The organism is Thioalkalivibrio sp. ALJ2 (assembly GCF_000378325.1).
In the GTDB taxonomy this organism is placed as follows: Bacteria; Pseudomonadota; Gammaproteobacteria; order Ectothiorhodospirales; family Ectothiorhodospiraceae; genus Thioalkalivibrio.
This window is the reverse complement of sequence record NZ_KB899554.1, coordinates 82,505-101,325: the sequence shown is the minus strand read 5'-3', so window position 1 is coordinate 101,325 and position 18,821 is coordinate 82,505. Positions and strand designations below refer to the sequence as shown.

At 66.0% G+C, this 18,821-nt stretch carries 14 protein-coding genes; 10 read left to right on the top strand and 4 right to left on the bottom strand.

Translation table 11 applies throughout. The features are described 5' to 3' along the window. The first annotated feature begins 233 nt into the window (after positions 1 to 233). From wecB to F468_RS0100430, 5 genes are read left to right on the top strand one after another with little or no spacing between them, the layout of a single operon-like run. Positions 234 to 1,376: a non-hydrolyzing UDP-N-acetylglucosamine 2-epimerase gene (gene wecB / locus F468_RS0100450; RefSeq protein WP_018139533.1), complete on the top strand. Its 1,143-nt coding sequence runs from the start codon at positions 234 to 236 to the stop codon at positions 1,374 to 1,376. 57 nt (positions 1,377 to 1,433) lie between these two features. Next, positions 1,434 to 2,381, top strand: a complete 948-nt coding sequence (locus F468_RS0100445) for a polysaccharide deacetylase family protein (protein ID WP_018994413.1) — start codon at positions 1,434 to 1,436, stop codon at positions 2,379 to 2,381. A gap of 13 nt (positions 2,382 to 2,394) precedes the next feature. Continuing rightward, the gene (locus tag F468_RS0100440; protein ID WP_018994412.1) at positions 2,395 to 3,390 is read left to right on the top strand and encodes a polysaccharide deacetylase family protein; all 996 of its coding nucleotides are present in this window, start codon (positions 2,395 to 2,397) and stop codon (positions 3,388 to 3,390) included. Next, a complete protein-coding gene (locus tag F468_RS0100435) occupies positions 3,387 to 4,385 on the top strand; it encodes a GNAT family N-acetyltransferase (protein WP_018994411.1) in 999 nt (332 codons plus the stop codon). The genes F468_RS0100440 and F468_RS0100435 overlap by 4 nt, the downstream gene beginning before the upstream one ends. After that, a complete protein-coding gene (locus tag F468_RS0100430) occupies positions 4,382 to 5,500 on the top strand; it encodes a sugar-transfer associated ATP-grasp domain-containing protein (protein WP_018994410.1) in 1,119 nt (372 codons plus the stop codon). Before F468_RS0100435 ends, F468_RS0100430 begins: the two co-directional genes overlap by 4 nt. Here the strand turns inward: F468_RS0100430 and F468_RS0100425 are convergent. Both F468_RS0100425 and F468_RS0100420 read right to left on the bottom strand, forming a co-directional pair. Continuing rightward, positions 5,497 to 6,561: an ATP-grasp domain-containing protein gene (locus F468_RS0100425; RefSeq protein ID WP_018994409.1), complete on the bottom strand. Its 1,065-nt coding sequence runs from the start codon at positions 6,559 to 6,561 to the stop codon at positions 5,497 to 5,499. The two genes, F468_RS0100430 and F468_RS0100425, sit on opposite strands and share 4 nt — an antisense overlap. A gap of 11 nt (positions 6,562 to 6,572) precedes the next feature. Next, positions 6,573 to 7,148 carry a GNAT family N-acetyltransferase gene (locus tag F468_RS0100420; protein ID WP_018994408.1) on the bottom strand — a complete coding sequence of 192 codons (576 nt, stop codon included), beginning with the start codon at positions 7,146 to 7,148 and terminating at the stop codon, positions 6,573 to 6,575. 447 nt (positions 7,149 to 7,595) lie between these two features. Between F468_RS0100420 and F468_RS0100415 the strand changes: the two genes are divergently transcribed. The 3 genes from F468_RS0100415 (at position 7,596) to F468_RS0100405 (ending at position 12,476) form a co-directional block, all read left to right on the top strand. Further along, positions 7,596 to 8,711 (top strand): sugar-transfer associated ATP-grasp domain-containing protein, encoded by a 1,116-nt coding sequence (locus F468_RS0100415; protein WP_026296472.1) that lies wholly within the window; start codon positions 7,596 to 7,598, stop codon positions 8,709 to 8,711. Between the two features lie 82 nt (positions 8,712 to 8,793). Next, positions 8,794 to 10,254: an asparagine synthase-related protein gene (locus tag F468_RS0100410; protein WP_018994406.1), complete on the top strand. Its 1,461-nt coding sequence runs from the start codon at positions 8,794 to 8,796 to the stop codon at positions 10,252 to 10,254. Next, positions 10,254 to 12,476: a hypothetical protein gene (locus tag F468_RS0100405; protein ID WP_018994405.1), complete on the top strand. Its 2,223-nt coding sequence runs from the start codon at positions 10,254 to 10,256 to the stop codon at positions 12,474 to 12,476. Before F468_RS0100410 ends, F468_RS0100405 begins: the two co-directional genes overlap by 1 nt. A gap of 49 nt (positions 12,477 to 12,525) precedes the next feature. Here the strand turns inward: F468_RS0100405 and F468_RS0100400 are convergent, their stop codons facing one another. Together F468_RS0100400 and F468_RS0100395 are read right to left on the bottom strand one after the other, a co-directional pair. Next, complete coding sequence (locus F468_RS0100400) at positions 12,526 to 14,367, bottom strand: hypothetical protein (protein WP_018994404.1); 1,842 nt, start codon at positions 14,365 to 14,367, stop codon at positions 12,526 to 12,528. Positions 14,368 to 14,397: 30 nt separating this feature from the next. Continuing rightward, positions 14,398 to 15,789, bottom strand: coding sequence for a putative O-glycosylation ligase, exosortase A system-associated (locus F468_RS0100395; RefSeq protein ID WP_018175022.1), 1,392 nt, complete (start codon positions 15,787 to 15,789; stop codon positions 14,398 to 14,400). 181 nt (positions 15,790 to 15,970) lie between these two features. On the opposite strand from F468_RS0100395, the gene F468_RS0100390 reads away from it, so the two are divergent. Beyond that, on the top strand, positions 15,971 to 17,569 hold the full coding sequence (locus F468_RS0100390; protein WP_018994403.1) for an acyl-CoA ligase (AMP-forming), exosortase A system-associated: 1,599 nt from the start codon (positions 15,971 to 15,973) through the stop codon (positions 17,567 to 17,569). A gap of 41 nt (positions 17,570 to 17,610) precedes the next feature. Beyond that, positions 17,611 to 18,816 carry a pyridoxal-dependent decarboxylase, exosortase A system-associated gene (locus tag F468_RS0100385; RefSeq protein WP_038048924.1) on the top strand — a complete coding sequence of 402 codons (1,206 nt, stop codon included), beginning with the start codon at positions 17,611 to 17,613 and terminating at the stop codon, positions 18,814 to 18,816. The last annotated feature ends 5 nt before the right edge of the window (positions 18,817 to 18,821 follow it).

Below are 18,821 nucleotides of genomic sequence, written 5' to 3'. Positions count from 1 at the left end.
GGGCTCTTCCGTGCAGCGAGTTGAGTGGCAGGGCGTCTCACCAGGTCAGTGCCTTTTGCGCCTGGGCAGCCACGGTATTGCGAGCTTAGGCACAACATGGATGGCGGGACAATGATGAAAAATCTGCACAAATTTCGTCCTTTCGTCCTATGCCCATTTCCCTCAATTCGAACTACATTGGGCGCTAATGCCCCAGCCAAACCGGCGTGTCGGGGGGTCGACGGGATCTCTATATGTCTACAGATTCGCAATGCGACATCCTGTGCGTGGTGGGCGCGCGCCCCAACTTCATGAAGATCGGCCCGGTGATGCGGGCCCTGCAGCAAGCCGAGATACCGGCGCAGCTTGTGCACACGGGGCAGCATTACGACCCGGCGATGAACGAGCGCTTCTTTACCGATCTGCAAATCCCGTATCCCGATATCAACCTCGAGGTGGGTTCCTGCTCGCATGCCGTGCAAACGGCCGAGGTGATGATGCGTTTCGAGGGCGTGCTGGACCGTGTGCAGCCTCGCGCCATTCTCGTGGTGGGCGATGTGAACTCCACGATTGCCTGTGCCCTGGTGGCGGCCAAGAAGGGGGTCGGGGTCATCCACGTGGAGGCGGGGTTGCGCAGCTTCGATCGCAGCATGCCGGAGGAGGTGAACCGGGTGCTCACCGACCAGATCTCGGATCTGCTGTTCATCACCGAACGCCACGCCCGCGACAACCTGGCGCGCGAGGGTATCGCCCCCGATCGGGTGCACTTTGTCGGCAACGTGATGATCGATACCCAGCTGTACAACCTGGACCGTGCCGTACCGTGGCAGGAGACCCTGCGGGCGGCCGGGATGGAGGCCGATACGTTTTCCGACAGCGGGGCCTACGGCGTGCTGACCCTGCACCGCCCCTCCAACGTCGATCATGCACCGGTGATGGAGCGTCTGGTCGACAGCCTGGTGACCATCGCCCGGGAGCTCCCGCTGGTATTCCCGCTGCACCCCCGCACCCAGGCCCGTCTGCAAGGTTTCGGGCTGGAGTCTGCGCTGCGCGAGGCACCGATCGCCGTGCTGCCGCCGGCCGGCTATCTGGAGATGCTGGGACTGATGAAGGATGCCCGTGTCGTGCTCACCGACTCCGGCGGTATGCAGGAGGAGACCACCGCCCTCGGGGTGCCCTGCATCACCCTGCGCGAGAACACGGAACGGCCGATCACGATCGATGAAGGTACCAATATTTTAGTAGGCAATGATCCGCAACGACTGATGGAGTCTTTCCGCGAGGTCATGGACCATGGGGGCAAACAGGGGCGCATCCCGGAGTACTGGGACGGCAATGCCGCAGAACGCATCGTGGCCGTCGTGGCTGACTGGCTGAATCACGCAAGAAAATCCTGACCGGTACGTTCGCGCTCCCCCGACCGACGCCCCGAGCGGGTTCAGGAGATCGTGCGCATGCTGCGAGTACCGCTGTCCATGCTGTCGCCGCAAGGCCGGCGCGCACGCCTGACGATCCTCGCCTATCACCGCGTGCTGGCGGACCCCGACCCGCTGCGACCGGAAGACCCGGTGGCCGAGACCTTTCGCTGGCAGATGCGCCTGCTGGCAAGGGAGATGAACCCGCTGCCGCTGGACGAGGCCATCGAGCGCCTGCAGGAAGGCCGGCTCCCCGCCCGGGCCGTAGCGGTCACCTTCGACGATGGTTATGCCGACAACGCGGAGATCGCGTTGCCGATCCTGCGCGAGGAGGGGGTGCCGGCAACGTTCTTTGTAGCCACCGGCTATCTGAATGGCGGCTGCATGTTCAACGACATGCTGATCGAAACGGTTCGCCGGATTCCCTCCATGGCAGTGGACCTGGCCCCGGAGGGACTGGGCACGCGTCCACTGGAGTCCATGGCGCAGCGCCGCGCCACGATCCACGCCCTGATCGGGGCCCTCAAATATCGGCCGCTGGCCGAACGCAGCCGTCGCGCCGAGGCGTTGGGCGCGCGCTTCCACATCATGCCCCCCGGCGACCTGATGATGACCGATGACCAGGTTCGCGAGCTGGCCGATGCCGGCATGGGGATCGGCGGGCACACCGTCCTGCACCCGATTCTGGCGGAGACCGATGCGGAGACCGCGCAGCAGGAGATTGCGGAGGGCAAGGCCGAACTCGAGGCCCTGGTGGGGCGTCCCGTGCGCCTGTTTGCCTATCCCAACGGTCGTCCCGGCAAGGACTATGCGCCGGAGCATGTCGAGATGGTGCGTGCCTGTGGGTTCGACGCCGCCGTATCCACCATGGCCGGTGCCGCCGGCCGCGACACGGATCCGCTGCAACTCCCGCGTTTTACCCCCTGGGACCGAACGCCTCTGCGCTTTGGCCTGCGGCTGGCGCGCAATCTGGCTTCAGCCCACTGAAGGTGCGATCACGATGACGACCCGCGTCCATTTGACCGTTGATACCGAGTTCAGCATCGCCGGGGCCTTCCGCGAGCCGCAAACCCACCAACCGGTCGGGCCGCCGTCGGTCTACTGCCATCGTAACGGGCGCTCGGAGGGTCTTGGTTATCTGCTGGACACCCTCGACCGGTATGCGATTCGTGCCACCTTCTTTGTCGAGACGCTGAACACGATTTATTTCGGCGACGAGCCGATGGGCGAGATCGCCCACGCGATCGCCGGCCGCGGGCACGATATCCAGCTCCACCTGCACCCCTGCTGGACGTACTTCGGACACCCGGACTGGGTTCAGCGGCTGCAAAGCGACCCGCCGAACGACAATGTCACCCGGCGCAGCGTCGAGGAACTGGCCGACCTGATCGAACAGGGAAGGGCGACGTTCCGCCGCTGGGGGCTGGATGCCCCCAGCGTGCTGCGTACCGGCGGGCTCAAGGTCGACCTGAAGGTCTACGCTGCCATGCGGCAGGCCGGGCTCCCCCGGGCCTCCAATATCGGGCTCGCGATCTATCCGCCGGCCGAGCCGGAGCTGCAGTTGCGGGGCGGCTGCCATGTGATCGACGGGGTACTCGAGTTCCCGGTGACCACCTACACCGATTTCCAGTGGGGGCCACGGACCCATCTGAAGTCGCTCACCATTACCGGCACCTCCTGGCCGGAGATGCGCAGGCTGCTGTTCCAGGCCCGGCGCCAGGGGCTTAGCGACGTGGTCGTGCTGACCCACCCGTTCGAGTTCGTGCGCTATCGGGACGATCAGCCGACACCCGGCATCAATCCGCTGACCCGCCGCCGCCTGGAGCGACTGTGCCGGTTTCTGCGGTCGGAACCAGGATTCACCCCGGCCTGCATGGCCGACGTGCTGGCCACGCCCGCGCCTCGGGAGGCGACCCCCATGCTCACCGTCCCCGCAGCCCAGGCGGCACTGCGCGCCCTGGAGAACTGGACCAGTCAGCGGGTGTTCTGGGGATGAAAGCCGACCATCCAATGGCCGGACATTCGGTGGCCCGCTATCCGGTCGAGCGGGTCCGTCTCGCCCTGCGCATCGGCGAGATCACGCTGGGCGACGTCTCGCTGCGAATGTCGGTCGACAACCGCCATTTCCTGCAGCGCCCGGCGGCCCAGGCACCGTACGCCGGGGATGCCGTCGCCGATGGCCACCTGGCCCGCTCGCAGCCCGTCGAGGGGCCGTTGCCGCGGCTGTCGTGGGTGGCGGGCTATCTGCGCTACGTCCCCAGCCAGTACATGCGCCACTACATCGATCTCGACATGGGCTGGGCGGGTTATCAGGCGAAGTTCTCCTCCAAGTCCCGCCAGACGATGCGGCGCAAGGTGCGCAAGTTCGCCGATGCCTCCGGGGGCACGATCGACTGGCGCACCTATCGCACACCGGAGGAGATCGAGACCTTTCGCAGCCTCGCGCGCGAGGTCTCGCGGCTGACCTACCAGGAGCGCCTGCTGAACGCCGGCCTCCCGGACGATGACGCGTTCGCCGAGCGCAGCGCGCGGCTGGCCGCTGCCGACCAGGTGCGGGCCTACCTCCTGTTCCTGGACGGCGAGCCGGTGGCTTATCTGTATTGCCCGGCCCGCGACTCGGCCCTGGTCTACGCCTACCTGGGCTACCACCCGAAGGTGGCCGCCCTGTCGCCGGGCACGGTACTGCAATGGCTGGTGCTGGAATCCCTGTTCCAGGAGGGCCGGTTTCGCTATTTCGATTTCGCCCCGGGCGACAGCCCGCACAAGGCCCTGTTCGGCTCCGCCCACCAGCTGTGTGCGGATGTCTATTACCTGCGGCGTCGCCCGCGCCCGCTCGCCCTGGGTCTTGCCCATGCCGCCACCACGCTGGCTTCAGACGCCGTCTCCGCGGCTCTGTCCCGGCTCGGGTTCAAGCAGTCGCTGAAGCGTTTCCTGCGCCGCGGCGGGGCCAGCAGCCCCGTCGGCCATGATCGGGAGGTGATCAAGAAATGATCCTGAAACGCCATTTCCGCAAGGCCTACACCTGCGCCAGGGGCTACTACCTGGCGGTATCGCAGCCGACCCCGGACGCCCCGCGCGTCACCACCCGGCTGCGCGGCGTACTCAAGGCTCGGTTTCAGCATCGCATCGGGCCGCGCTATTACTCGCTCTACCGCTTGGCCGCGATCGAGCCCTCGCGCTGGAATGATTATGTGATCGACAACAAGGACTACGGGGATAACTTCCGAGCGATCAGCGCGGAACGCTACCGAACTATCATTAACCGCAAGAGCCTGTTTTCTGATCACTGCCAGCGCCATGGGCTGCCCACGCCAGAACTGCGGGTGATCGTCCCGCCCAGTACGGCATCGCTGGACGATAATCGCTCAAGCACTCGGAGCCTGGTTGCTCCCAGCGTGCGGCGCTGGCTGGAGTTGATGGGAGATCGTGCGGATGATCTGTTCATCAAGCCTGATGACGGGGCCTATGGAGATGGGGCGTTTTCCGCCAGCCGGCGAGGGAGCCGCTGGCACTATCAAGGCCGTACCACGACTGCCAGCGACTTGTTCTATTTCATCCGGGAGCGTGCCAACGAGGGTCAGATGCGTTTTATCGTTCAGGCGCGCATCCAGGCCCATGACGAGCTCAGGGAGTTGATGTCGCCCACCGCCGTGGGTTGTGTGCGGATCGTGACGTACATGCGAGACGGGCAGGCCCACTTGTTCTGTGCGGAGATCAAGCTGACTGCGGGGGACGGGGACACCGATAATTTCGGGCTGGCGGCCAACGGCAATATGGTCTCCGCTGTAGATATGGAGAGCGGTCGCTTGTCGGTCGGTTATGCCTCGCACAGTCCCGCCTGGCCGGTTATCCAGCCGGTGTCCGAGCATCCGGATACGGGCAGACGCATCGAGGGTACCCGGTTGCCCCTGTGGGAGGCGGTAAAGGGTCTCGCGCTACAGGCCCAGCGCAGTCTGCCCGAGGTCAAGACAATTGGCTGGGACATCGCGATTACCCCCGAGGGCCCGCTGATTCTCGAGGGCAACACGACCTATGGGCTAGCCAGCCTCCAGATCGCGCATCAGCGCGGGTTCCGGCGGGAGATGGAGCAGATCTTTCGCGGCTAGAGCAGAAAGGGCAGCGGATCGCGCATTGCCTGCCACAGGCCGCGCAGGTTGTACGGGGCGATCCCGCGCCACTGGCGGGGCTGCCAGAGCAGGTGTTTCAGCAGGTGGCTGTGCAGGTGGTAGGCACCGGCCGCGGGGGAGGCGCGTACAGCCGGGCTCCCCGCGGCCAGCGCAAAACCCGCCTCGACGAAATTGATCCCGGCCCACAGCGAGGCCTGCAGGGTGTACCAAAAGCGCGGATTGCACTCGAGTACGCGCACGTCCCCGGTCGATTCGTCCACGCGCAGGTCGATATTCGCCACGCCGGTATAGTTCGCCGCCCGGACGATCCGGCGACCGATCTCCAGCAGCCGCTCGTCGGTGAAGAATTCCAGCGAACAGGGATTCCGGCGCGATTGCAGGAGATGGCAGACCACTTCCCCATCCCGGGCCAGCAGGCTCAGGTCCGCGTCGAATCCGGGCACATATTCCTGCACCACCAGCGGGAATTGGGCATGGCGGCCACCTCTCTCCAGGTGGGCCTCGATGTCCTCGAGCCGCTTCGCCTGAAGGATTCCATGGCTGGATTCGCCGTACAGCGGTTTGACCACGACTGGGAACGCCATTCCGGCATCCTGCAGATGCTCCAGGTCTGCGGGGCTTTCGAGGTGCAGGGCCCTTGGACACGGGATTCCATGGGTCTCCATGAAACGTTGAAAGGTCCATTTGTCGTCCAGCATGCCCAGCACCTCCAGGCTGCTGGAGGGAAAGGCCGTCACGCCCGGCAGGCGCGGTGCAAGCGCGTGGACTACGCCGGCCCCCAGGATGTCGGCCCCGATAATCCCGTCGATACGGTGTCGTGTGCAGTAGTCGCGCAGGTGGTCGCCAAAGGCTTCCAGGGTTTCCGGCTGGGTGTCCGGCAGGGGCATGCGCTGGTAGCGATCGCGGTACCGGGAGTGACGGGCGGCCCCCGGGGACTTGAGCTCCAGCAGGTGGATCTCGGCGCCGAGGTGCTGCAGGCAGTACAGCACCTTCAGGGCAAGCGGCGACCCGTCCGAGAACACCGCGACGCGCTGCGGCATGGGCGTCTCGGTCATACCGGCAGGCGAAGTTGAATGCGCCGGGAGAACGGGCAGATCTCGATATAGGAGCCGGCGACCCGCCAGCCGGTTTTTTCGCTCACCCGGATCGAACTCTTGTGGCTGTGCCAGATGCGGCTGTACAGGCGGGTGAAGCCCCGCTGCGACATCAGGTAGGCCGTCTGCCTTTTCAGCAGGGCCGCATACCCCTGCCCGCGATGCTGGGGCAGGGTGTACAGCCCGGTCGATTTCGCCGCCCCCTCGGGAAGTCTCCAACTGCGCCCCTGGCGCTCGGCCTCGTAACGCGCGCCCCACCAGTACCATTGCACTGCCACGAGTTCATCGTCGCGAAAAAGGCCGAACCCCTGGGCCCCTTCGCCTCCGAACTCCCGACGCTGGAGCAGCCCTTCATCCACCACGCCGTCCAGGTCCTCGGGGGTGATCGGCTCGACCCGGATACCTTCGGGCAGTTCGGCCGCGGGTTGCGGGAGGTCGATATAAAAGACCTTCCAGTACTGGTAATCGCCCAGCCCCAGGTGCAGGGCCTCCTTTAAAAGGCTGCGCGGACTATAAACATTGACGGTGGCCACACGCTTCCCCCATTGCAGACTTCGCTGACGACGGCGACTGCCGAGCAAGACCTTCCTGAGTTCCGGCGCACGTAGTGTCGCAAGCGTGGTTGGCAGATTGATTTCAAATCAACTGCCTATAAAGGCGGTGTCGGCTACGTGCCCATGTGTCGCCAGAAAGCGATCCTGAATCATCGTATCCCTAGCATATATCGCGTTGTTGCAACTGTCGGTACGGTTTTTTTGGTACGCGACAGGCCTTTTCGCGCCGTTTTGAACTGCTAATCTGAAACGTCCGGATTCGGCCTTTTGCAGGAACGGCGTGGTTGCTCGTTCAGACCTGGAAAACGGGATTCTCTTGCGCCAGCGGGAGCAAGTGCGTTCAGGCGTTTACTTTTAGTCGTGGAGTCCATCGTGGGTAAAGTCTCGGGGTTATTGGCATCCGCGCTTTATCGCTCTAATCACATCGTGCGGCACTTCTGCCGCTCAGATGTGTGGGGCCAGTTTCAGGCGGCCGCCAACCACTACGGTTCCTCGACACCGGCCATCGCCTGGAAGGCGCTTCGGCTGTACGGCGCCGGTCGATTTCTGCCGGGCGAGTCGTTGTGTCGGGGACTGCTGGACCCGCGGCTTCCGGTGAACGAACACCTGGCCCACGTCAGTGAGGAGCGCCTGCACGGGCTCCAGCATGCGGTGAACTCGCCGCATGCGGCGATGTGTCGCGACAAGCTCATGTTCCACGACTTCTGTCGCAGCCATGACCTCCCTGTGGCCGACCTGCTCGGGGTCGTTTCGCGTCATGGTTCGCGTGACGCCGACGGAGAGCCGCTCTCAACGCCCGCGCAATGGGAGGCCTTTGTGCGGCGGCTACCCGCAGCATTTCTGGCCAAGCCCAGACACGGGCGCCAGGGACACGGGATCGTCGCGCTGCGGCTGGATTCACGGGAGGAGGCCGGACTGCCCGAGTTCGCGAAGGAGGTCGCCGGTCTGGCCGATGATGGCGAGGATCGCATCCTCGAGCAGCGCCTGCGCAGCCATGATCGTGTCGCTGAACTAACCGGAACCCGGTCCATATCGGCATTGAGGCTGTTCACCCGGGTCAGCCCGGAAGGGGAGCCGGAGGTGCTGGACTGTCACTTCCGCCTGATTGTCGGCGATTCGGTCACCGATAACATCAGTGACCCGTGCACCGGACGTTTTACGGCCAACGTGGTGGCCCTGCCACAGCTCGAAGATGGGCGGCTGGGCACGGCCTGGGCGTTCAACGCCAATGGTCTGGGCTATGACTGGGTCACCCACCATCCGACCACGGGTGCCTTGATCGAAGGATTCGAGGTCCCGTTCTGGGTGGAGGCCCTGCAGCTGGTCAAGGCCGCGGCAAGGGACCTCCTGCCGATCCGGACCGCCGGCTGGGACGTGGCCCTGACCCCGAACGGCCCAGTCCTGATCGAGGTGAACGAGCGTTTTCAGCACGTCGGGTTTGGCGATGGCATTCAGCGTATCCGGCAGGCCCTGCTGGCGGACAAACGCTATCTGGAAACCGGCGGCCTCTCGTGCCCTCCTTCGTCTTCGCAGCTGCATTAGTCGCCATGCCCTCGCTGTCAGCTCATTGCGCGGATCGGCGAAAAGGCCTCCAGGTCCACCGGGATCCCTTGGGGAGCATACGATGGCGTTCGTAGAGGTTATCGGTCGCCAGTGCCTGGGGCAGGCTTCCCATCATCTGGAGTTCGACTGGGTCGCCGGAGGCCCGACACTCGTCGCGGGCTGGTCATTCGACGGGGCGAGTCTCTCCGTTTCGGCGGATCGGCTCGGGTTCATCCCGCTGTTCTATGCCCGCGAGGGCCGTCGCCTGATTGTGGCCGATTCCCTGCAGGAGGTCGCGGCGCGCTTGTCGGCGCCCACTTTTGACGACGAAGCCATCGCGGTCTTCATGGCCCTGGGCTATCTGGTGGGTGATCAGACTCCGCTGGCGGGCGTGAAAGTCCTGATGCCGGGAGAGACCCTGCTGTGGCGCGAGGGTGTGCTCTCCGGCGAGCGTTCCGCCATCCCCCTGATGGCCGCTTTTCCCGGAGATCCGCACGAGGCGCGGACACGGTTCGCGGAACTCTTTGCGCGGGCCATCGAACGACGCGCCGCTGGAGGCGTGGGGCGCCTGCCTTTGTCCGGCGGCCGCGACTCGCGCCATATCTGCCTGGAACTGGCACGCCAGGGCACCCCCCCGCCCCGAACGCTCGTCCTGCAGGCGAAGAGTGGGGACGAGACTGGTGCGGCGCAGGCGGTGTCCCGGCACCTGGACATCGAGTGTCAGGTGATCGAGATGTCCCAGGATCGCGTCGCCGCAGAATGGCAAAAGAATCGCCTGAACCACTACTCCACGGATGAAAACAGCTGGTATCTCGAGCTGCTGCCCTATCTGGACGGCCCGGTCTTCGATGGCCTGGCCGGCGATATCCTGAGCAATGGCAACTATTTCGACGCGCGCATGGCCGAGTGTCTGGATGCCGGCGACCTCGCAGGCGCGACCAATCGCTTGCTGGCGGGGGGCAGCTATACCGCGTTCCTGAAGCGCCCGTTTCAGGAGCGCTGGGGCATACAGATCGCCCGTGAGGCGATCAACCGCGAGCTGTCCGCGCACGCCGGTGCGCCCGACCCGGTCAAGTCGTTCCTGTTCTGGAGCCGGATCCGCCGCGAGATCGCCCTGCTGCCGATCGCCATGGCCGGCCAGCAGCACGCGGTATGCCTGCCCTATCAGGATCCCGACGTGCTGGCGTTTCTGCTGAGCCTGCCGTGGCAGTCGTTTGCGATGCGCGCGTTCCATGACGAGGTGATCAAGAGTCACTATCCCCACGCCGCGCACATCCCGTACAGCCAGAAGCCCACGGAGCCGCGCCCACGCGCGGAGTGGACGCGTATCAGCCGCAGTGCGGCCCACCTGGCGCGGCCATTGTTCAATGTGTTCACTCGTCCCGAGCGTGTGGTCGCCTACACCCTCGAGGCCCTGCGCACAGGGCGTACCCGTCCGCTCTCGCCGACCTTCGTCAAGGTGATGCCGCTACTCCAGGCGGTGCAGGAACTGGGCGTCGACCCTCACCGTAACCAGGCGGCCCCGGCCGTCAAGGTCGCCTGATGCACCGGCTCGGATTCCTCAGCACCGTCTGGCTGCTGGTCGCCCTGGCGCTGGGATCCGTGGCTGGCCAGGCCGCGGCGAATGACAGCGCACTGGCCCGGCTGGCGGCCGGCCTGCAACCCGGGGAGCTGGCGCCGCTCGACGCCGGCCTGCCCGAGGGGTTCCAGCGCTATCACGACTTTCTGCGTGCCTACTCGATCGATCCGGATACCTGGAACGACAGCGCCCACTGGGATGCCGAGCGGCGCCAGCTCTTCATGTATGGCGACCGTGGGTCGCGGCCGGTATTCATTGCCTACCGCGAAGACGGCCATGAGTGGCAGCACCTGTCCGCCGAGGGCCCACCCCCCTTCGCGCATGTCTATGGCGGGGTGGCACTCGATCCCGAGCGGGGGCATTACTACAAGATCAGCGCCGGCCGCTCGCAGCGCACCCTGCATCGCTATTCCATTGCGGAGGATCGCTGGGAACTCGCGACTCGCAGTTTCCCCGGTCCCGGTGGCGGCTGGGAGCATACCGACCCAATCGAGTGGCATGACGCCCTGGACCAGCTGATCTACCTCCGTGAGGGTCAGGTCTATGGCCTCCGCGATGGCCGCTGGGTCGAACACGGCAAGGTCGCGGTGGACGGCTATCACTCCTCCGCCCAGTACAACCGCGTGCGCGACGAGATGCTGTTCATCGGTGGCAACAAGTCCCGCAACAAGGTCTCCCTGCTCGATGGCAACGGCCACGTGCGTGACCTCGGCGACGCCCCGTTCGTGTTCGGGATCATGAACGAGAGCCTGACATACGACCCGCAAACGGGGAACTACCTGGTGCTGCGGGCCGGCCGCGTGCGCGAGTTGTGGGAGCTCGACCCGGACAAGGACGAATGGCGCAAGTCCGCCGACTGGAGCGGCCAGCGCTGGCCGTTTGATCGCTATGGCGGGATCGTGCCGGTGCCGATCGACGACTTCGGGGTGATCCTCTGGCTCAACCAGGCCGGCCCGCTGCTGCACCGGCATCAATCGGCGTTCGGTCAGGAGCGGGCGGCCGCCGTCCCGCCACCACGGGCCGAATCACACGCGGCGTTCCTGCAGGTTTCGGCATCGCAGCCCGCGCCGGAGCGACGTTCAAAGCTGTACGACATCGCCGAGACCCTGGAACCGGGCGAGTTCCGCCGCGTGGAGACCCAGCTGCCGGACGGAGTCCCGGACATGGCGCGCATGAACAACACCCAGTGGCATGACCCGGACAAGCGCGGCACCTTCGGGGTGGGCTGGACCGACCGCCACATCTTCGATCCGGAGACCGGGCGGCTGTTCAATATCCTGATGCGGGACAATTCCGTTCGTTCGGTAACCTGGCTGGAGCCGGATTTGACCTGGGCCGGCGTCGTGGCCCCTCCGGGGCTCGATTATGACGGGGGCGAACGGCGCCCGTACAACCGCCTGATGGATGGCGGTGATGGCTACCTGTACTTCTCGCCGAGCGAGCCGCGACGCTCCGACATTGGCCGCCTGGTGCGCGCCCCGTACACCGACCCGACGGCCTGGGAGGAGGTCGGCCTGGGTGCCGGCCAGGGCAATGCGCATGCAGTCGGCGATCACTCGACCGTGTGGCATCCCGATATCGAGAAATTCGTCCTCTATACGCTGGGCTCCGCCAGCTACGACCTTATACCGGGTGACGGCATCGAGGCCCACACGATGGGGCAGGTCCGTGTCTGGGGGCATGGCGATCGGGCGTGGACCTATCCCCGGAATCACCCGGATTATCGAGGCCCCGAGGGCCGCACCCAGTCCTCCGGGTATGGCGGAACCATGCTCTACAACCCGGTGCATCGCGAGGTGCTGATCTATGGGGGCATGACCCAGTACGGCGGCAACCACCGCCGCGGCGCCGAGGCCACGGCCACCATCGATCGCGAGGGCCGATTCCAGCGGCACGGGGCCTCCGGACAGGCCTATGTTGCCGGCGGCAGCCGGCTGACCTATCACCCGAAGACCGGGGACTACATCCTGCTGCAGAACAATGCCCGGCAGATGTACATCGGCGATCCGCCCCGCGGCAAACCCTGGCGGCTGATGTACAACTGGCAGCAGGTGGACTTTGCCGACCGCCCGTTTGACCGCTACGAGAACTGGCATCGCGTCACCCCGCTGCCCGGGACGGATGTGCTGATCTGGTCCGACCTGCGCCGCGGGATCATCCTGCAGCGCTTGCCCGAAGGCGACTAGGAGACGCGGATTGAATCCCGCGTCTCCCTCACGTTCCGGGGGCGGGTATTCAGTCGCTCCAGCCAAGCGTCAGTCGGTGGGCATAGGGGCCCGGGGGCAGCGGTTTCGGCGGTAGTGCGCAGCCCAGGCCGGGGATGGTCGAGGGCAGGGGGATCTGGACGATCGAGCGTCCGGATGCGGGAAAGAGCACTTCGGTCCACTGACCGGTCACCGGATCCTGCTGCTGAAAGCGCCGCACACTCGGGCCGTTGTCGACCACCAGCGCATGGCCGCCCGGGTTCAGGTAGTGGACCGGGACCTCGCCTCGGCATTCCAGCGCGACCTCCTGGCGCAGTGTGGGCCCGGCGGGGTCCAGCCAGAACGTGATGCGGCCGAACAGGACGGACGAGCGCGGGCGCCGCAGGGCCTCCCCGCGTCCGACGGCCCCGCCGAACCAGCGCCAGTCCAGCGCGGCCAGGCCGCGCCTCCAGAGGGTGCGGGCCGCTGCCCGCAGCACGGGGACCGCGTGGCCATCTTCCAGCCGTACCCGTACGGCGGCCCCCGGCGTATCCACCGTCACCGAGCGAAAATCGGCCAGGGCCCAGAACTGGTCGCCGATTCGAAACAAAGGTACCCAGCCGGCCAGGGCCGGGTTGCGCAGCAGCGCTTCGGCCTCGACCCGTACCGCCGGCGGGCACAGGATCCGGTCGCGGTGGCGAATGTGAAAGGGCTGACCACCGGCATAGCGCAGCTCGGCCACGTCGCGGCTGAACGCCTGTTGCGCTTGCCCGCGGGTGCTGATCAGGGCACACAGGTCCGGCCCGGCCCGGGCGCACAGTACGCCCGCCTGCAGATCCTGCTGGCAGGCGCCGGTCCGCCCTCCTGCCCATTGAAGATCCTCGACGATCTCCGGCGTCCCCTCGCGGCGCCGCCGGTCGCCGGCCCATGCCAGGACCGCAGCGGCCCAGGCGTTGTAGACCGACAGGTGCATGTAGTTGTCCCATCCCGCGGGACGGTTCCCGGGTGTGGAGGCACGATCCGCGGGCGTCAGACCCAGCAGACCGTCGCCTCTGCGTTGCCGCTCCCATCGCGCCAGCACGCCACGCAGCATCTGCCCGGCCGGGGCGTCCGTCTGCTGTGCCCCGGCCAGCCCGAGCAGATCCAGGCTGCCCACCAGGCAGGCGTCGCCGAACAGGGAGTGGGTGCTGCGGCCAAGACCTCCCGCGTACTCTCCGCCGTCCCAGGTCAGCGCGACCCAGCCATAGAGGCGCTGGGTGAGCGTTGCCAGCGCGGGCGTGGGTGCGTAACACAGCGCAATCGAGGCGATCAGCAAAGCCTTGTGGTGGTACGCCATCGGGGTGGCCACGCCCCGTGGCCCCGGGCGGGCCGGATAGTCGATAAAACCGCCGCTGGCGGTCGTCCAGCGTTCCAGCAATGCGGCCAGCCGAGCCGCCGCATGGTCGCGTGGGCGGCCGGGCCGGGCCTCAACCAGACGGCAAAGCTGGGCCAGCAGGGTCCAGTTATTCGACGGATAGTGTCGACTCGGATGGCACCGTTGCAGCGCCTCGTCGAGCATCGTTTCCAGTGCGGGCGTGACAGGTTGTACCCCCGCGATGACCCGTTCCCGCAACAACAGCAGCAACAGGCGGTTGAACGGTGCGTGCCCGGCGTGGCGGCCACAGCGCGTGAGCCAGGCCCGCAATGGCCAGCCCCACTGTTCCATCTCGGGGCCACCCTGCAGGTACAGCGCCAGGGTCGCACTGGTCTGGCCGTAATGGTCCACGGGGCTCGGCGCCTGCTCGATGGGGTCCCAGAGCCCGGTGTCCGGTCGCACATGGGCTGCGACCGCCTGGGCAAGGCGCTCGGCCCACGGCTGGAGCGTGGAGGCGCCCAAGGTGACGACCTTACCCATGAGCGTGCGTGTACATGAATCCGTGTTTCCCTAGCGCGAGATGCCGGGCGCCCCGGTGGCGCTGTCGGGTTCGGCTCGCGTCGGGAACGTGTTCGCCTGGACTGGTGCGGACACGGGCGCCTCGGCCACGCGGGGTGCTTCTTCCAGTTCGCGGCGCATGATGACGGCCAGGGCGATGAACGCGAACAGCAGGTTGAAGTAGATCACGTCGAGGAAGGCCCCGGCAGCCAGGTAGCCGAGCAACCCCACCTGGATGGCCCAGGCGTATTCCGCCAGCCAGATCTGCCCCGTCTCGAGCCGGGCTCGCTTGCGGATCCGGTTCAGCGAAAAGAACGTGAAGCCGACCAGCAGCAGGAAGGTGGCGAGTCCACCAAAGCCATGTTCGCCCATCAGGCCGAAATAGATGCTGTGCGGCGACAGCACGTGGCGCCAGTCCCCCTCGAAATTCGCGTAGCCGACCCACCAGTCATAGCCGAGGTGGTGGTTGCGAAAGCCCATCCCGGTAAGCGGTCGCTCGGTGGCCATGTTCCAGTTCACGCCCCACGCCTGGATGCGTTGCATGGCGGAACGGTCTTCCTCGTAGGTCTCGATCGTGCCCCAGCGATCCAGCAGACGATCCGGCGCGGTCACTCCAATCACCCCGAAGACCAGCACGCCGGCCATCACCATCGCCAGCTTGTGGCGCATGTGCCAGAACAGGAACGGCGCGACCACCAGGATCCCCAGCAGGGCCCCGCGGGAATAGGTCGCGAGGATCGCGATGGCAGTCAGCCAGAACACGCCGTATACGCCCCAGCTGATCGGCCGGTAGAAGCGCTCCAGGCCCGGGATCTCGAGATCCACCCAGCGCTCGCGGAACAGCCGCGCGCTGATCAGGATCAGCGGCAGCACCATCACCATTGCCAGCCCGATGTACGTGTTCCCGGACAGATAGGAGCCCGGAGGGCCCAGCACCATGTACTGCCCGCCCGTGGACAGCGTGAACAGGCCGCCCTTGAACCCGAAAAATGCGATGGAGAATGTAATAACTAATAACAGCCAGACGATGCGAAGCTGACCGAATATCAGCATGGGTGTGATAAATGTAATCAAGAGGATCTTAAAAACGTGCTGCCAGAAGTCCCATGCACCGCTGGAATTTACCGCAAAATACGAAGTCATGGTGATGTAGCCGAGAAACACCCATAACATCACCATCTCGCGCGTCATCGGCATCGGCCGTCGATCCTTGGCCAGAAACAGCGCGGCCAGCGTTGTCATGCCAATGACGGCGGCTACGGGGAAGCTGCGCATGAACGACCAGGTGAGGCCATGCGGGGCCATCAGGCCGACCCAGAACCAGGCGGGGATGCCGACCCAGGGCCTTGCCAGGATCACCGGGATCAACACCATTATTATAAAAAACAGCAGGTAGTCGCGCATCGCAGAGAATTCCGCTATACAGCAGTACGTGCGTGTCGATTCGAGTTTCGACACATGAAAACGGCGATAGTGTTCGGCCCACTCGAAGAGTAGCCTATTTACCGAACGAGTGGGTATGGGGTTGTAAAAGATTCGTACTCGGCTGCGTGCCGAATCCACCTTGACGGAGTCCGTTCTGATCATGCGTCACACCACCCTGCTGCACGAAGGCGTTTTGCACAGCGCCGAGCGAAACCCAATGGCCTCGGCCATCACCCATCGGGGGGTCACGCAGTCATACGAGGCGGCCGCCAGCGACATCGAGAACGCAGCCCGACGGCTGCTCGCCACCGGGCTTCAGCGACAGGACCGGGTTGCGGTGTATCTGGACAAATGTCCGGAGGCGGTCCATGCGATGTTCGGGGCCTCGCGGGCGGGAGGGGTGATGGTCCCCGTCAACCCGCTGCTGAAGGCCTCGCAGGTCGCGCACATCCTTCAGGACTGCCGGGTGCGAATCCTGGTCACGTCCGCAGTGCGCTATGCCGCGCTGCGCGATGCCCTGGCGCAATGTCCGGAACTGGACACCATCCTGTTCGTGGACACACCGCCTGACGCCGAAACATCGGGCGGGCCGCGGCTCGAGGCCTGGCAGTCGGCGGCGGATTTCGGGCTGGGCAGGCCGGCCCATCGGGTCATCGACACGGACATGGCGGCGATCCTCTACACCTCCGGCAGCACCGGGCGACCCAAGGGCGTGGTGCTGTCGCACCGCAACCTGGTGGCCGGTGCGCAAAGCGTCGCGCACTATCTGCACAATCGTGCGGAGGACCGCATCCTCTGCGTGCTGCCGTTCAGCTTCGATTACGGCTTCAGTCAGTTGACCACCGCGTTCCTGACCGGGGCCCATGCCACCCTGCTCAATTACCTCCTGCCCCGCGACGTTCTGAAGGCGGTGAGCCAGGGCGGGATCACCGGGCTGGCGGCGGTGCCACCGCTGTGGATCCAGCTGGCCGAGATGGAGTGGCCGGAGGCCGCGCGGCGATCCCTGCGCTACATCACGAACTCGGGCGGCGCGATGCCCCTGAAGACCCTGAAGCGCCTGCGGGCGCACCTGCCGCGCACCCAGGTCTATCTGATGTACGGCCTCACGGAGGCCTTCCGTTCGACCTATCTGCCGCCCGAGGAGGTCGATCGTCGCCCCGACTCCATGGGGCGGGCCATACCCAATGCCGAGGTCATGGTCGTGCGCGAGGACGGCAGCCGCTGCGCCCCCGGAGAGCCCGGGGAACTGGTCCATCGCGGGGCCCTGGTCGCGATGGGCTACTGGAACGATGCCGCGCGCACGGCCCAGCGCTTCCGTCTCGCGCCGGGACAACCCGAAGGCCTGCCGGGCCAGGAGATGGCCGTGTGGTCCGGGGACACGGTGCGGATGGACGAGGACGGATATCTGTACTTCGTCGGCCGGCGCGACGAGATGATCAAGACCTCGGGGTACCGGGTGAGCCCGGTGGAGATCGAGGAGGTCGCCTATGCCACGGGGCTGGTGACCGAGGGGGCGGCGCTGGGTATCGCGCATCCGCAGCTGGGCCAGGCGGTCGTCCTGGTCGCGCTGCCCGCCGAACCCTCGGTGACCCATGACCAGCTGATGGCGCTGCTGCGCGAACGCTTGCCGGCCTTCATGGTACCCAGCCACCTGGAGCTGCGGTCGCAGTCCCTGCCCCGCAATGGCAATGGCAAGATCGACCGCAAGGCGCTGGCGGCCGAGTTCGAGGGCCTGTTCCAGGCGGTCGCCCTGTCATGAACCGGGAGGTATCCATGACCTCCGCCCCCCGGCATGCGGCGATGGCGGCCTTCGAGGTGCGCGACCACTCGCTGCTGATCGGCGGTATCCCTCTGGCCGAGATCGCCCGCCGCGCGGGCCGGACCCCGTTCTATGCCTATGACCGACAGGTCATGACGCGCCGCGTCCAGGCCCTGCGCCAGGCCTTGCCGCGGGACCTGTCGATCCACTACGCGATCAAGGCGAACCCGATGCCGGCGGTCGTGGGGCATATGGCCTCGCTGGTCGATGGCCTGGATGTCGCCTCCGGGCGCGAACTGCAGATTGCACTGGACGCCGGGGTGTCCGCGGCCGATATCAGCTTCGCCGGGCCGGGCAAGTCCCCGGCAGAGCTGGAGATGGCGGTGGCCGCGGGGATCACGATCCACCTCGAGTCCGATACCGAACTGACGCGGGTCGCGGCGATCGCCGAACGTACCGGCAGGACGCCCTGCGTCGCGGTGCGCGTGAACCCCGACTTCGAGCTGAAGACCTCGGGCATGAAGATGAGTGGTGGGCCCAAGGTATTCGGCGTGGATGCCGAGTGCGTGCCCGAGATGCTGGGGCGCATTGGCGAGCTGGAGTTGCACTTTCGCGGCTTTCACATCTTTGCCGGCTCGCAGAACCTGCGCGCCGAATCGCTGATGGAGGCCCAGGGCCTAACCCTGGACCTGGCATTGCGCCTCGCCGACCATGCCCCGGGGCCGGTGGAGACACTGAACATCGGGGGCGGTTTCGGGATCCCCTATTTCCCGGGCGATCAACCGCTGACCCTGGGCCCCATCGCCGAGCAGCTCGAGAAACGCCTGCCGGAGGTTCGCGCGCGGATGCCGCAGGCCGAGATCATCCTCGAGCTGGGCCGCTATCTGGTGGGGGAAGCGGGCGTTTACGTCGCCGAGATACTGGACCGCAAGGTCTCGCGCGGCCGGGTATTCCTCGTCACCAATGGAGGGCTTCATCATCACCTGGCGGCCTCGGGCAACTTTGGTCAGGTGATCCGCAAGAACTACCCGGTCGCCATCGGCAACCGCATGGGAGAGGCCGACACCGAAGTCGTGGACGTCGTCGGGCCGCTGTGCACCCCGCTGGACGTCCTGGGTCAGCAGATGGAACTGCCCCGCGCGGAGATTGGCGATCTGGTGGTGGTCTTCCAGTCCGGGGCCTATGGCTACACGGCCAGCCCCAGGGGTTTCCTCAGCCACCCGGAGCCGGCGGAGATCCTCGTCTGACGCGA

What these genes read in the sequence shown, in the direction of transcription:
- wecB (WP_018139533.1), top strand. Translation starts at nt 234, where the DNA reads ATGTCTACAGATTCGCAATGCGACATCCTGTGCGTGGTGGGCGCGCGC.
- F468_RS0100445 (WP_018994413.1), top strand. Translation starts at nt 1,434, where the DNA reads ATGCTGCGAGTACCGCTGTCCATGCTGTCGCCGCAAGGCCGGCGCGCA.
- F468_RS0100440 (WP_018994412.1), top strand. Translation starts at nt 2,395, where the DNA reads ATGACGACCCGCGTCCATTTGACCGTTGATACCGAGTTCAGCATCGCC.
- F468_RS0100435 (WP_018994411.1), top strand. Translation starts at nt 3,387, where the DNA reads ATGAAAGCCGACCATCCAATGGCCGGACATTCGGTGGCCCGCTATCCG.
- F468_RS0100430 (WP_018994410.1), top strand. Translation starts at nt 4,382, where the DNA reads ATGATCCTGAAACGCCATTTCCGCAAGGCCTACACCTGCGCCAGGGGC.
- F468_RS0100425 (WP_018994409.1), bottom strand. Translation starts at nt 6,561, where the DNA reads ATGCCGCAGCGCGTCGCGGTGTTCTCGGACGGGTCGCCGCTTGCCCTG.
- F468_RS0100410 (WP_018994406.1), top strand. Translation starts at nt 8,794, where the DNA reads ATGGCGTTCGTAGAGGTTATCGGTCGCCAGTGCCTGGGGCAGGCTTCC.
- F468_RS0100405 (WP_018994405.1), top strand. Translation starts at nt 10,254, where the DNA reads ATGCACCGGCTCGGATTCCTCAGCACCGTCTGGCTGCTGGTCGCCCTG.
- F468_RS0100400 (WP_018994404.1), bottom strand. Translation starts at nt 14,367, where the DNA reads ATGGGTAAGGTCGTCACCTTGGGCGCCTCCACGCTCCAGCCGTGGGCC.
- F468_RS0100395 (WP_018175022.1), bottom strand. Translation starts at nt 15,789, where the DNA reads ATGCGCGACTACCTGCTGTTTTTTATAATAATGGTGTTGATCCCGGTG.
- F468_RS0100390 (WP_018994403.1), top strand. Translation starts at nt 15,971, where the DNA reads ATGCGTCACACCACCCTGCTGCACGAAGGCGTTTTGCACAGCGCCGAG.
- F468_RS0100385 (WP_038048924.1), top strand. Translation starts at nt 17,611, where the DNA reads ATGGCGGCCTTCGAGGTGCGCGACCACTCGCTGCTGATCGGCGGTATC.